9 protein-coding genes are annotated in these 14,257 nt (G+C 41.5%); 5 read left to right on the top strand and 4 right to left on the bottom strand.

Annotated features, from left to right (window positions below):
• Positions 1–37: 37 nt before the first annotated feature.
• The gene (locus tag DW173_RS18285; protein ID WP_233562212.1) at positions 38–1,723 is read right to left on the bottom strand and encodes a TonB-dependent receptor plug domain-containing protein; all 1,686 of its coding nucleotides are present in this window, start codon (positions 1,721–1,723) and stop codon (positions 38–40) included.
• Between the two features lie 231 nt (positions 1,724–1,954).
• On the opposite strand from DW173_RS18285, the gene DW173_RS18280 reads away from it, so the two are divergent.
• Genes DW173_RS18280 through DW173_RS18270 form a run of 3 tightly spaced genes read left to right on the top strand, consistent with a single transcriptional unit; the run spans position 1,955 to position 6,473 of the window.
• Positions 1,955–4,213 carry a GH92 family glycosyl hydrolase gene (locus DW173_RS18280; protein ID WP_120144936.1) on the top strand — a complete coding sequence of 753 codons (2,259 nt, stop codon included), beginning with the start codon at positions 1,955–1,957 and terminating at the stop codon, positions 4,211–4,213.
• A gap of 6 nt (positions 4,214–4,219) precedes the next feature.
• On the top strand, positions 4,220–5,323 hold the full coding sequence (locus DW173_RS18275; RefSeq protein ID WP_120144935.1) for a metallophosphoesterase family protein: 1,104 nt from the start codon (positions 4,220–4,222) through the stop codon (positions 5,321–5,323).
• Positions 5,324–5,336: 13 nt separating this feature from the next.
• Positions 5,337–6,473 (top strand): alkaline phosphatase, encoded by a 1,137-nt coding sequence (locus DW173_RS18270; protein WP_120144934.1) that lies wholly within the window; start codon positions 5,337–5,339, stop codon positions 6,471–6,473.
• A gap of 186 nt (positions 6,474–6,659) precedes the next feature.
• Here DW173_RS18270 and DW173_RS18265 read toward each other — a convergent pair whose 3' ends face one another.
• Together DW173_RS18265 and DW173_RS18260 are read right to left on the bottom strand one after the other, a co-directional pair.
• Positions 6,660–7,082 (bottom strand): hypothetical protein, encoded by a 423-nt coding sequence (locus DW173_RS18265; protein WP_008023617.1) that lies wholly within the window; start codon positions 7,080–7,082, stop codon positions 6,660–6,662.
• 36 nt (positions 7,083–7,118) lie between these two features.
• Positions 7,119–7,994, bottom strand: a complete 876-nt coding sequence (locus tag DW173_RS18260) for a DMT family transporter (protein ID WP_120144933.1) — start codon at positions 7,992–7,994, stop codon at positions 7,119–7,121.
• 130 nt (positions 7,995–8,124) lie between these two features.
• On the opposite strand from DW173_RS18260, the gene DW173_RS18255 reads away from it, so the two are divergent.
• Both DW173_RS18255 and DW173_RS18250 read left to right on the top strand, forming a co-directional pair.
• Positions 8,125–9,876 carry an AAA family ATPase gene (locus tag DW173_RS18255; protein WP_120144932.1) on the top strand — a complete coding sequence of 584 codons (1,752 nt, stop codon included), beginning with the start codon at positions 8,125–8,127 and terminating at the stop codon, positions 9,874–9,876.
• 74 nt (positions 9,877–9,950) lie between these two features.
• Positions 9,951–10,865: a HEPN domain-containing protein gene (locus tag DW173_RS18250; protein WP_004298698.1), complete on the top strand. Its 915-nt coding sequence runs from the start codon at positions 9,951–9,953 to the stop codon at positions 10,863–10,865.
• Positions 10,866–11,031: 166 nt separating this feature from the next.
• On the opposite strand, the gene DW173_RS18245 is transcribed toward DW173_RS18250, so the two are convergent.
• Positions 11,032–13,602: a family 78 glycoside hydrolase catalytic domain gene (locus DW173_RS18245; RefSeq protein WP_120144931.1), complete on the bottom strand. Its 2,571-nt coding sequence runs from the start codon at positions 13,600–13,602 to the stop codon at positions 11,032–11,034.
• Positions 13,603–14,257 lie beyond the last annotated feature (655 nt).

The raw sequence follows: 14,257 nt of genomic DNA, 5'->3' as shown, positions 1-14,257 counted from the left end.
TTTATCTAATTTTCTAAAACAAGGAATCAGAGTTCAACTACTGATTCGCATTATACATCAATAAAGCTTCAAAGTTAGTAGAAGTACTGTTATTGATCCAGTTCTTCATACCACCGTCCACATCACTACGTGCACCCAGATTAAAGAACTCCATTCCTTTCCACCAATAAGCATCCAGTCCGGCTTTACCTACCGCCTTCAAGCCCGGAAGTAATTTTACTTCCAGATTCATCGATCCGCTCACTCTGTCACGCGTGTCAGAGTTCGTATTTTCATAAATATTCCAATACGGATTATAACCACGTTCACCAATCGGAATCATTTCATTTCCATTTTCATCCTTATAATGTTTCAACACATCAATAGAAAGCGAACGGGGAAGAGTAACAAACGCATATATAGGATTCTTATCCGAACCATTCATATATTGACGGTTGTCTACCTTTTCATGTGAGTAAGTCATTTTAGAATCTAAAGTCATCCATTTGGTAATCGTATTCATCAACCGGAGATTGAATATATCTTTAAAGCTTTCATTGATACCGTGTACTACACTATTACCCTTACTTCTCGTATACGATACGCGATAATTATTCTTTTTCGAACCACCTTCCACAGCCAATGTATGCGTGTACCGATGGGCGGTTTCGTAGAAATCCTTCACATTGTCCGGATGTGAAGAATGAGTAGTAAGTACACCATCATGTCCATAGATAACCTGATCCCACAAAGGTGCTCCCCAGCTACGCAATTTAGCACCTGCAGAAGAATTATAACCACTGAAATTCGGTAAATCTGTCTGTAGCCTGTTACCATTAGGTTGAAGTGTCAGTTTATGGTCAAGCAAATAAGAGTTCTCTCCTGTTCCCCAACCATTCTGATAATCTAAAAACTGATTTACTTTTTCAAATTGAAAATTTCCGCTATAAGATACTTTTGTTTTTTCGAATGTGCTCGAACGTTTAGTTGTCACCAATACAACCCCCTGTGCTGCACGCGAACCATAAAGTGCAGCTGCATTCGGTCCCTTCAAAATTTCAATGCTTTCAATATCATCCGGATTGATATCCGCTACCGGATTACCAAGGTCGGTAGAACCTGTACCACCATCAACGGTCACACTTGTATCACCCGGTTCGTTTTCAATAATCATACCATCAATCACGAATACGGGCTGTGAGTTTTCAGTCAGTGAGCTTGTTCCGCGAATGACAATACGCGCACTACCATTGCTCGTTCCCGGAGGAGTAATGGTAACCCCCGCCACCTTACCAGAAAGAGAAGATATCAGATTGCCACTACTATTTTCTGCCAAGGCTTCCGCATTTACACTCTGCCGTGAATAATTAAGACTCTTAGCTTCACGCGTCACTCCAAGAGCGGTAACAACCACTTCATCAAGAGCCCTCGCCGTGCTGGCCAAAAATACATTGATATGAGTCAAACCGGTAATTTTAGCCGTTTTCGTCTCCATTCCGACATACGAAAATTTCAATTCTTGACATCCATTAGGCACATTAAGTGTAAACGTACCATTTATATCGGTAATTGTACCTACCGATTTAGCGTTCGTCTTACCATCCGGATCAACAGCTACCACCGTAGCTCCTATGATAGGCATTCCATCCGCAGCATCTGTCACTTTACCCGTTATACGCTTTCCTTGCGCATAACCCGATACACTTATTACTAAAAAGAATAAGAATAGGAAGTAGTTTTTCATAATACTTAATTATTAAATTAAAGAATACAGTATTGATTAATGCATTAAAGATGAACCAAAGATATTTTATGGTGATTAATATTAGATTAATATTCTCTTAATGGCGAAACTTTACAAAAAAAATATTTGTAGAAGATAGATTTTAAGGTTACATTAAGTTTTCATTAATCAAAATACTATATATTTACAGCAAATCTAATTAAAACCATCGAAAAATAAAAAAATCTGTTTATGTACAAGAGAAAATTCATTCCGTTAGTACTGTTAATGATTTTAATCGTCAATGGATGCAGCAACAAGCAAGAGGTAGTGTTAACTCCGGTTGACTATGTAAATCCCTATATGGGGAATATCAGTCATTTGTTAGTTCCTACTTACCCAACTGTCCATCTTCCCAATAGTATGCTCCGCATCTATCCGGAAAGAGCAGATTACACTTCTGATAAAATAAAAGGCTTACCGGTCATTGTTACCTCGCATCGGGGAAAGTCTGCATTCAGCCTGTCTTTCTATCAGGGAGCAGAAAGCGGATTACAACCGGTATATTACTATTGTTATGATAATGAAGTGATAAAACCCTATTCCTATTCTTCCTATTTTGAAGAAGAAGAGGTTTCCACTAAATTCGCTCCTTCCCACCAGGCAGGAATCTATGAACTAAGTTTCCGGAAAAACGATGCTCCATATTTAATACTTAGTACCACCAATGGTGAGCTTAAAACTACGGAGAATACCATTTCCGGCTATCAGAACATAGATCATCAAACCAAAGTATATGTTTATATGGAGACTTCCGCACTGCCGGAAAAAACGATGACTGTCAGCAAAGAAGAAATAAATCACAGCCACACTGCCATAAAAGGCAAGAACGTGGGTATCGCTCTCTTATATTCAACAGATATAAAAACAATCAAAGTTCGCTACGGCATTTCCTTCATTGATGAAAAGCAAGCAAAAGCCAACCTACAGCGGGAAATAAAAGATTATGATGTAGAAAACCAGATGAACATTGCCAAAAACATCTGGAACCAAACATTAAGTAAAATCAAAGTGGAAGGAATAGACGAAAATGCAAAAGCAATATTCTATACTTCTCTCTACCGGACTTACGAACGGATGATTTGCCTTTCGGAAGACAACCGCTATTACAGTGCTTTCGACAATAGTATCCACAAAGATTCTATCCCATTTTATACCGACGATTGGATTTGGGACACGTATAGAGCAGTCCACCCCTTACGTGTTATCATCGAACCACAAATGGAAGCTGACATGATTCAGTCTTTTATCAGAATGGCACAACAAATGGAACATAACTGGATGCCTACATTTCCTGAAGTTACGGGAGACAGCCGTAGAATGAATTCCAATCACGGTGTAGCCACTGTTATTGATTCATATATAAAAGGAATCCGTAACTTTGATTTATCAGCTGCTTACGAAGCCTGCAAACTTGGTATTACAGAAAAAACGTTAGCCCCGTGGTCAGGCATAAAGGGAGGTGAAATCACAAAATTCTATTGGGAAAACGGATATTTACCGGCATTGGCACCGGGAGAACAAGAAACAGCTGACGAAGTACACCCATTTGAAAAACGCCAACCAGTAGCCGTCACTCTAGGTACGTCTTACGATGAATGGTGTCTGGCACAAATAGCCAAACAACTTGGGTATGAGAAAGACTATAACTACTTTCTACAAGGGAGTAAAAACTATCGGAATATTTTCAATCCTGAAACAAAATTCTTCCATCCCAAAAATGCAAAAGGCGAATTCATAGAACCCTTTGATTATGCCACTGCCGGTGGATTAGGTGCTCGTGAAGCATACGGCGAGAATAACGGTTGGATATACCGATGGGATGTTCCCCATAATATTGCTGATTTAATTGAACTGATGGGAGGGAAAGAAGCATTCAGAAATAATCTTGAAACGATGTATAACACCCCATTGGGCGAAGCCAAATATGTATTTTATGCGCAATTACCGGATCATACGGGTAATGTAGGTCAATTTTCAATGGCTAATGAACCCAGTATGCACATTCCTTATCTGTACAACTATATAGGAGAGCCCTGGAGAACTCAAAAAAGAGTAAGGACATTGCTCGATGAATGGTTTAGAAATGACCTGATGGGACTCCCGGGCGACGAAGATGGCGGAGGAATGTCAGCATTTGTAGTCTTCTCCATGCTAGGTTTCTATCCTATTACTCCTGGTTTGCCTATTTATGTCATCGGAACTCCTATGTTCGAAAGAGCAGTTATTGAAACAGGAGCCGGCAAATCATTCGAAGTCATTGCGCACAACTATTCGCCGACAAATAAATATATCCAATCAGCCAAATTAAATGGCAAAGATTGGAACCAATCCTGGTTCGAACATAAAGAACTGATGAATGGCGGCAAACTGGAATTTACAATGGGAAACACTCCCAATAAGAATTGGGCGGCAGACAGTGTACCCCCTTCTTTTGAAATGAATAAATAACAGAATATGAATAAAATATTATTTGTCCTTTTATCGCTTTTGACTTCTCTGCAATCATACTCCCAAGAGCAAAATGAAAAAGAAGTTTCATTTCTCTTGTTGGGAGATATACACTATGATTTATTGGAAGATCACGATATGGAATGGTTATCCACCAAACCGGATGATCTGCGCCAAGTTACCAAAGAATATTCAGTATTCACGAAAAATACATGGCCGGAATTCTCCCGGATAATCAGCGGGCAAGTTCAAAAACACCAGCCGTCAATAAAAGCCGTTCTGCAAATGGGGGACTTGTCAGAAGGATTGGCCGGTTCCCCACAAAAAGCAATACAGATGGCTAACAGTGCCTTTAAAGCTGTCAACAAAATGAATCTGAAAGTACCTTTCATTATGACTAAAGGTAATCATGATATCACAGGGCCAGGGGCTAAAGAAGCTTTTGAAAAAGTATACTTACCCAATATGGCAAGATTGGCAGGACATCCATCCTTACAGTCAGCCAATTACACTACTACTCTTGATGATGTATTATTTGTGTGTTATGATCCATGGGATCGGAATCCGGAAGGGCTACAACAATTAGAAAAGTCACTAGCCGGTTCGAAGGCTACTTACAAGTTTGTCATGTTACACGAGCCTGTGATTCCGGTAAACGAAAGATGCTGGCATGTATTCCGACAAGATAATGCCAAGAGGGAACAATTGCTGCAAATCATTGCCAGTCAACAAGCAATCGTGCTCTGTGCACATCTGCATCTATACTCCGTTGTCTGTCGGGACACTCCTTGGGGACCTATCGTTCAGATTCTCGTCAACAGTGTCATCAAAGATAAAAATATGCTGGTTCCGAACAATGTAGTTACAGACTATGGTCCTAAATTAGTAACGGCACACCCACAATGGCAACCTTCTACTCTACAACAGCGTATGGAATGGATTGATAAAGAAACTCCCCATATCCGTTTTTTCAAACAAATGGATTTACCGGGCTACGGCATCCTTTCTATTGACAAAGAAAACAACAAGATGCAATTAGAATATTATGCCGCATTTGGAGAAAAGCCATACGATACAGTCAACATATCCGAATTACTTACTTCTAATTAAAAACATATTAACCATGAATGTAAAATTTAAAGCTCATTTATTTATTTTCTCCTTATTCTTTTGCTATAATCTATCAGCACAAGAAATCGTCAAAGGAGATTTTAAGAACGAAAATCCACAAAGTTCGTATGTTCCTTCATTTGACATGGATGCTACCGACAAACCGGTGAAGAATGTCATCTTAATGATAGGTGACGGCATGGGACTGGCACATATCTGTTCAGGAATGTATGCCAATCAAGGACAGCTTACTATCACTAATTTAAAAACATGCGGTTTCGTCAGAACGCAATCCGCCAACAAGTTTACAACAGATTCAGCTGCTTCCGGAACTGCTTACTCAACCGGAAAAAAAACTAAAAACGGAGCACTCGGAATGGATGAAAATAACCAAGTTATTCCCAACTTACCGGAGAAGTTATCCGGCTATGGCTACGTTTCAGGAATCGTTACCACTGACAATCTCGACGGAGCTACTCCTGCTGCTTTCTTTGCTCACCAACCGGAACGTGGAATGTCTAAAGAAATTTGGGCAGATCTTCCTAACAGTAAGCTGACATTCTTTTCTGCCGGTAGTTATGAACTATTTGAAAAACAAGCACCAAACGTTCAAAAGGAAATCAAAAAAGAGTTTACCATCATAGAAGAGCCGAATGACAAAGCTATCAAGAAATCTAAAAAACTGGGATATTTACCCACAAAGAGCAAAACGGCTTCTGTAAACGAAAACCGGGGAGATTTCCTTCCGTCTACCACCCAAATGGCTATTGACTATCTTTCGAACAGGAGTACTAACGGTTTCTTCTTAATGGTAGAAGGTGCCCGAATAGATAAAAGTGCGCACAGCAATGATTATTCGGCAGTTGTCCGTGAAGTATTGGACTTTGATAAGGCGGTAGAAGCTGCTATCAGATTTGCAGAAAAAGATGGAAATACATTAGTGATTATTTCAGCTGATCATGAAACCGGAGCATTAGCTTTACGTGACGGAAACATAAAAGAAGGCAAAATGAAAGCAATGTTTGTATCTAAAGGACATACACCAATCATGGTTCCACTGTTTGCATACGGTCCACAATCCAAGCTTTTTGGTGGTGTTCAGGAAAACAGCGATGTTAGTAATAAAATTCTCCAATTACTCGCTAAATAAGATATAAAACAGATCTGTCATTCAAACTGAAATAAGAAAGAATTTCTTATTTGCATATAGAAAAAATTCTTTCTTATTTCTTTTCTGCCAGATAGACACCCAATTATAATACAAGCTGCCCCATCAAAGTAATCCATGTAATTCGCAATGAAGCAATTGCCATATTTCTTTATTTTGAGAATACCCCTACTTTTTTCTATCTTTAAATAAAGCGATTATGACTACTTTTAGAATAGGATAAAAGATGATCAAAGCCCTCGCACCCCAAATAGTTAAAAGTAGACCTTGCAAGATGGGCATTATTTGAATTTTATATGGATCCTTGAACAATCCTAAAACACATAAACTTATTCCACTTAAAAAAATCACTAAAAAGAATACTGCACATATAAAAATGGGAAACGGACCGTCATATTCAGTAAAATCGGCTAATCCAAGCCATTTCTTCCATTTTCTCCGCCGTTCTTTCCTCCTTTCTTCCGGTTCCCTTTCTTTCCTCATTCTCTCCCACTCTATCACACGCCGACGGAATTCTTCTTGGGGACGCTGTAAGCTGAGATTGTATCTCCGCATCTTTTCGCTGATGCGTTTCTTTTTTCTTTTTGTCATTCTTGTATTTGTTATTTCTTGTGTGTTTTTACCTATTTATTTCTTTTCTGCCTGATAGACTCCAAAAATAATGCAACCTGCTCCCAATAATGTAATCCACGTGATTTTTTCGTGGAGAATGATAACCGAAGCTACCATAGTCACCAACGGATTGAGATAGATATAATTGGAGGCTCTAACGGTTCCCAACTGTTTCAATACCACATTCCAAAGGACATAACAAACCAAGGATGCCAGGACGGCCAGAAATAAGAGATTGGATAATACAACCGGTTTTAAAAGTACATCGAAATCCGGTTGCAGCGGATGAAGAAGAAAGGCGGGAAGTATGGTCAATACTCCATAAAAGAATATTTTGCGGGTGATAAATATAGTGGGGTAACGCCCTGTCATTTTCTTTATCACCAAACTATAAAATGCCCACGACAGGGCGGCAAGTAAAGTGAGCAAATCCCCTACCGGAGATAATTTGAGTACAAAACTACCGTTGAAGACCACCAGTCCCACCCCAATTAAAGCTAATATGGAACCATAAATCAAACCTTTGGTGGCTTTTTCACTCTTATAAAAGAGAAGGGAGAGAATGGTAGTAAGCAAGGGAGCTGTGCAAATGATGAAAGCGACATTGGATGCTTGCGTAATTCCCAAAGCTGTATTCTCTGTAAAGAAATAGAGTGAACCACCGAAAAAACCTCCTGCCATCAACCAAAGTTCGTCTTTCCAATTACTCGTAAACAGACGTTTGGGAGAAATCACCCAAATGCCCAGATAGGCAATGAGAAAACGATAGAAGAATATCTCCTGTGGGGTCAGTCCGTGATTAATCAATACTTTGGTTGATATGAAAGTCAATCCCCAGATAGCAACTACAAGTATCGCAATCAGATGGTAATATCCATGCTTCAATTCCATAATGGCGGTGATGTTTGTTTAATAGAGTGCAAAGATAGCGAGAAGTTATGGAATGTTTGTTTGGAGAAGTAACAAAAAGCCCGTACCTTTGTTTATGTTCAAAGAAAGTTCCTAAAATAAGGTATAAGTTATGGAAAAATATATAGCACCGGACAGGAAACGTATCCCATACGGCATGATGAACTTTGCAGTAATCCGCCGCGACGACTGTTATTATGTAGACAAAACCCGGTTTATACCCATGATAGAAGAGGCGGACAAGTTTTTCTTCTTTATTCGTCCGCGCCGTTTCGGCAAAAGCCTCACAGTAAATATGTTGCAGCACTATTATGATATACTTGCCAAGGATAAGTTCGATGCCCTGTTTGGCGACCTTTACATCGGAAAGCACCCTACGCGCGATCGGAACAGCTATCTGGTACTATACCTCAACTTCTCCGGAATAGTAGGCGAACTACACAACTATCGCAAAGGACTGGATGCGCATTGCCAAACAATGTTCGACTATTTCTGTGATATTTACGCCGACTATCTCCCCAAAGGCATCAAGGAAGAACTCGACAAAAAAGAAGGAGCTGTCGAACAATTTGAATACCTATTCACAGAATGTAATAAGACCAACCAACGTATTTACCTTTTTATTGACGAATACGACCATTTCACCAATGCCATCCTCTCGGATATAGAAAGCCTGTACCGCTATACGGACGAAACACATGGCGAAGGTTATCTGCGCGCCTTCTTCAATAAAATTAAAGCTGGAACTTATTCCAGTATCGAGCGTTGTTTCATTACCGGTGTAAGCCCCGTGACAATGGACGACCTCACAAGCGGTTTCAACATCGGAACCAACTACTCGCTCACGCCGGAATTCAACGAGATGATAGGTTTCACGGAAGAAGAAGTGCGCCAAATGCTCACTTACTATTCTACCACCAGTCCATTCAACCACAGTGTGGACGAATTGATAGAAATAATGAAACCCTGGTATGACAACTACTGCTTTGCGGAAGAATGTTATGGCGAAACCACCATGTACAACTCAAATATGGTGCTCTACTTCGTCAAGAATTATATTCAACGAGGCAAAGCCCCCCGGGATATGGTAGAAGACAATATCCGTATCGATTACGAAAAATTACGTATGCTCATCCGGAAGGACAAAGAGTTTGCCCATGATGCTTCCATCATACAAACATTGGTGAGCGAAGGCTACGTCACCGGAGAACTGAAAAAAGGTTTTCCTGCCGTCAATATTACCAACCCCGACAACTTTGTGAGCCTGCTCTACTATTTCGGTATGCTCACCATTAGTGGCACGTATAAAGGAAAGACCAAACTCACCATTCCTAATCAGGTAGTCCGCGAACAAATCTACACTTATCTGCTAAGTACCTATAACGAAGCCGAACTCAATTTCAGTAGTTACGAAAAGAACGAACTTGCCAGCGCTCTTGCCTACGATGGCGACTGGAAAGCCTATTTCGGTTATATTGCTGACTGCCTGAAACGCTACACCTCCCAGCGTGACAAGCAGAAAGGTGAATTTTTTGTCCACGGCTTTACGCTTGCCATGACGGCACAAAACCGTTTCTACCGTCCCATTTCCGAACAGGACACACAGGCAGGCTATGTCGACATTTTCCTCTGTCCGCTACTGGATATCTATTCAGACATGAAGCACAGCTACATTGTGGAACTGAAATATGCCAAGTATAAAGACCCTGAAAACCGCGTGGAAGAACTGCGACTGGAAGCTATTGACCAAGCCAATCGCTATGCTGACACTGATACGGTGAAAAGAGCAGTAGGCACTACACAGCTTCATAAGATTGTGGTTGTGTACAAAGGAATGGATATGCCGATATGCGAAGAGATTTAATATGTGAAGAGGTTTAATACAAAAAGAAACTCGCATTACAAGCGCATTATGCAAAAAACAGATAGGCTGACAATATGAAAAGATCAATAAAACGTCTACCCAAACGCACGCAAGAAGAGCTGGCGGTGCTGCAAGAACTGATATTGTCGAATCTTTCGAAAGTGCGTATGATTATCCTGTATGGAAGTTATGCACGAGGAAAATATGTCATCTGGGATGAAACATTCGACGGGTACGGGAGTACTTACTACCAAAGTGATTTGGATATTCTGGTGATATGTGATACGAAAGATGCTACTAATGCAGAGAGACATGCGCGCGAAGTTATCGTCCCCAAATATGATAAAAGAATGGAAGGAAAGCGGCGTCCGGCTCCCCCTAGTATTATTGTAGAAAATCCGACGACCATTAATCGGGCTATGAGAAGGAAGCATTATTTCTTCTATGAGATTATAAAAGATGGTATTCTGTTGTATGACGATGGTACGTTTCAGATTGGCAAACCGGAGAAATTGCCGTTTCGGGAAATTAAGCAATATGCGGAAGAAGAATATGCAGAATGCTTCGACATGGGAGAATGTTTCCTAGATTCAGGACACACTGCTTACAAAAATGGTAATTTTAAATACGGTTCTTTCTTATTACATCAAGCCTGCGAGCGTTTCTACAAAACATTTACGCTTGTGTATAGCGGCTTTCGCCCTAAATCTCATGAATTGAAAGTGTTGGGAGCGATGGTTAAAAGCTGTTCACGAGAATTCGCAAATGTATTTCCAACCCATACTTTCGAAGATAATAAAGCCTTTGATAAATTATGCAGAGCATATGTCGAAGCGCGATATAACCGACTATTCACCGTTAGCAAAGAGCAATATGAGTATATGCTGGCACAAACAGAGGTGCTACACGAAGTTACTATTCGGGAATGTGCCGCACGCATGGCATATTACGATGAGATGATAGAAAAAGAAGAGAAAGACAAGATGTAAACCATATATTGTAAAATAATATATCAACCTTTTACATTCTCCTTTCATGTACGATTTGTTTTTCAAATATCTCCCTTTTAAAATAGCCAAAACAAGAGAAAAGAGGCTGTATTCCTCTTCGGGATACAGCCTAAATATCAAATTTATACATGAGTAACTATATACTTTATTTGGTCACTTTGTAAGTTCCACTTCCATAGTCCTTTGACTTCACCTCTCCGGGAAGGGTTACGGTAGCGGTAACACCCTTAGGAATGGTGAATTCCCAAATCCAAGTGTCACCTTCGTATTTCCAGGCACTCTTGATGAGTCCGGCGGTGGAACGGTATTCGGCAGTCACATGTCCCAGTCGCTTGTCTGGAATGGGCTTCATGATGATATGCTTAAAGCCGGGAGTGGCAGGATCGGCTGCGATGCCGGCAACGGTTTCCCAAATCCATTCACATACACATCCGTAGGCATAATGATTGAAGCTGTTCATGCCGCGCGGTCCCATTCCCTTGTCTATCATATAACTGTTCCACCGTTCCCAGATGGTGGTGGCTCCGTTGTCCACAGAATACAGCCAACTTGGGTTCTTACGTTGGAAGAGGAGTTCATAGGCAATGTCTTCCATGCCATTTTCCGTGAGGGTGGGCATGAGGATAGATGTGCCCAGAAATCCGGTCTGCAAGCAAAGATCGTGTTGTGCAAAGTTTTCGCGCAGGCGGTCTATCATCTTCGCTTTGGCTTCGCCTTCCACAAGCTGGTTCTTTAGGGCAAATAAGGCAGGAGTTTGCATGGTGTTGAGGATGGCGGTTTTGAAAGTGCCGTCCTCGTTGAGGAAGTTCTCTTTGATGTATGCCTTTGCCGAATCGGCCATTTGCTGGTACTTGGCGGCATCGCGACCAGTGGCGGCAGCCATATCCCGCATCATGAAAGCATCTATCACCCAGTAAGAAGCGCTCAAATAGTTCCAATAGCTGACGGCATCAGGAAGCGGGCCTTGGGGAGAGAAAGCGAGTCCGCTACAACTTTCCAGTGGTTCGTAGCTCAACCAGTCAGCCCATTGGTAGTTGCCGTTCTCACCGCAGAGAGTCTCGTGATTATACTTGGTGTCGTTGATGTGGTTCATAAACAGGTCCATGGCGTTCCAGCTCTCTTCAATAATTTGCGTGTCACCGAATTGCTTCCATACCGTCCAGGGCACAATGATTCCGGCATCGGCCCAACCCAAACGCATTTTCTCATCACCGTATTGTGCCAAGGGAGCCACTCCGGGGAATCCACCCAAACTGTTTTGAGTGTCGCGCATGTCACGCATCCACTTATGGAAAAACTTCATGGTGTTAGCAAAGAACGTACCGGTTTCTGCAAACACTTGTGTGTCTGCTGTCCAGCCCAGACGCTCGTCACGCTGCGGACAGTCGGTGGGTATAGACAGGTAGTTGGATAGCTGTCCCCAATAAGTGTTGGAGATGAGCTTGTTCACAAGGTCGTTGCCTGTGGTGATAGTGCCGGTCTCCAGTTCCTTTGCGATGGAAGTAACGGGGATGGACTTCAACGACTTGATGGCAACATTCCCGGTGGCAGTTATGGAGACATAGCGGTAACCGAAGAAGGTGCAGTGAGGATAATAGGCCACATAGTTATCTCCGCCAGCAAAGGTGTAATCCAGACGGATGCTGGTGTGGGGGATGCGCAGGTTTTCGCGATGGCAGCTTCCTTCCGGACCGTCCATGCCACGAATCTTGGCACCGTTGCCATCATTGAGCAGCTCTGCAGGAAGGCAGGTCAGCACCGTTCCCTCGGCGGCTTTGAATACGAAAGAGGGTACGCCGGCACAATTTTGTCCGAAGTCCACCACTAACGTCTCTCCCGGACTTACGGTCATCTCCGTACCCGATGCGAACTCACGGGCGATAATTACCTTACCGAACTCATTCTCCTTTGCTCCTTCTACATTCTTCCAAACGTATGCTTTGACAGGAGCGAGGGCGAGATCAGTACGCAGATAGACTTCCGCTCCGTCCGAAGGCAGGATGTCGCCGGAGAATTCTGTATTCTCTTCGGGGGTGGAAAGTTTGTCCACACATTCGTAGCCCATCGGCTCGCGTGCATCGTACTCTTCTCCGTCAAAGATACCGGCATGTTTCACCGGGCCGGCAATTCCGGCTTTCCAGTTTTTAAGGTCAGTACCGTAACGCTTTTTGCTTCCGTCAGAAAAAGTCAGTTCCAGTACACCACGGAAGGCACATTTCTTGCCTATCATGCCGTCATATCCTCCGGGGGTTATGATTTTGTCACCCCACCATCCCGGCGTCACCTGTACGGAAAGCATGTTCTCGGCGTTTGGCTTGGTACGGATGATGTCTGTAATATCATAGGTGAAAGAACGTTTGGTCTTGGCATAGTGTGTGAAGCCCGGTTTCAGAAATTCCCCGCCTACGGGTTTCCCATTCACATACAACTCGTAAACTCCCAGTCCAGCGGTCATCCACTTGGCAGAGACAATTTTCTGTTCGTTTTTCACGGTGGACACGAACCAACTCGCGCCATCGGCTGCGCGACCGTTGTTATGTCCTTTCACTACAGGGGCGTCTACTGCGGAAATCCATTGGGATTCGTTCCAGGCTGATGCTTCCAATGCGTCAGTACGTTTTCCGACTTCGGTTGCGTTTATCAGTCCGCTATTCGAGAAAAGCGCGAGAATCATTATCGGGATAAGATTCGCAAAACAATGAAGATTCATTTTCATACTTATATGTATTTTTTAGTATTAAAAGATTAACTTGGAAATGCAGTTTTAGTTTTACAGGGCTTGCACAACAAAATTACAGAATTATATGATATGACAGACGATTTCTGCATTTTTTTTGACTCAATGATGGTTTCTATTCAATCCGGAACTGACTCATAAGTCCGAACTGATTGAACAGACAACAGGAGCTTTTTACGTTGAATGATCGATTACCGAGCAAAACAATGACATATTGTAAAATAATATAATCAATACACTCATTCAGTATATTGTAGAAATTATTTATTAAAAAAGAAAAGAAGATGCCGGTTATTCATTGCAATCATTCTTTCTTCTTTACACGAAAGCCTCGAAATCGAATAAACTCTATTCAAGTTTTTAATAAATAACAAAGAGGTTTATTATAAACGGTATCCAAGTTTATTATAAACTCTTTTTTGACACTTTCAATACCTAAAATAGAATTATTGCAACAAAAATGGGCAAGAACCTTCACAGTTTCTTGCCCATTCGTTATCCTCATTATGCAATTCGCATATTAACCTATTGAACTTTATGTAATAAAATTTATATATTTCATTGTTATTTCTTTATTATTATTGACCTCAAATATACAAAATAAAAAGAAGAAAGTCAATAGGGAAAGCGTGGT

The organism is Bacteroides sp. AM16-13 (assembly GCF_003602705.1).
In the GTDB taxonomy this organism is placed as follows: domain Bacteria; phylum Bacteroidota; class Bacteroidia; order Bacteroidales; family Bacteroidaceae; genus Bacteroides; species Bacteroides xylanisolvens.
This window is presented reverse-complemented; position numbering and strand designations above follow the sequence as displayed.

Bases quoted from the DNA above. Each gene is read 5' to 3' on its own strand.
- DW173_RS18250 (WP_004298698.1), top strand. From the start codon at position 9,951: ATGAAAAGATCAATAAAACGTCTACCCAAACGCACGCAAGAAGAGCTG.
- DW173_RS18285 (WP_233562212.1), bottom strand. From the start codon at position 1,723: ATGAAAAACTACTTCCTATTCTTATTCTTTTTAGTAATAAGTGTATCG.
- DW173_RS18280 (WP_120144936.1), top strand. From the start codon at position 1,955: ATGTACAAGAGAAAATTCATTCCGTTAGTACTGTTAATGATTTTAATC.
- DW173_RS18245 (WP_120144931.1), bottom strand. From the start codon at position 13,602: ATGAAAATGAATCTTCATTGTTTTGCGAATCTTATCCCGATAATGATT.
- DW173_RS18265 (WP_008023617.1), bottom strand. From the start codon at position 7,082: ATGACAAAAAGAAAAAAGAAACGCATCAGCGAAAAGATGCGGAGATAC.
- DW173_RS18275 (WP_120144935.1), top strand. From the start codon at position 4,220: ATGAATAAAATATTATTTGTCCTTTTATCGCTTTTGACTTCTCTGCAA.
- DW173_RS18270 (WP_120144934.1), top strand. From the start codon at position 5,337: ATGAATGTAAAATTTAAAGCTCATTTATTTATTTTCTCCTTATTCTTT.
- DW173_RS18260 (WP_120144933.1), bottom strand. From the start codon at position 7,994: ATGGAATTGAAGCATGGATATTACCATCTGATTGCGATACTTGTAGTT.
- DW173_RS18255 (WP_120144932.1), top strand. From the start codon at position 8,125: ATGGAAAAATATATAGCACCGGACAGGAAACGTATCCCATACGGCATG.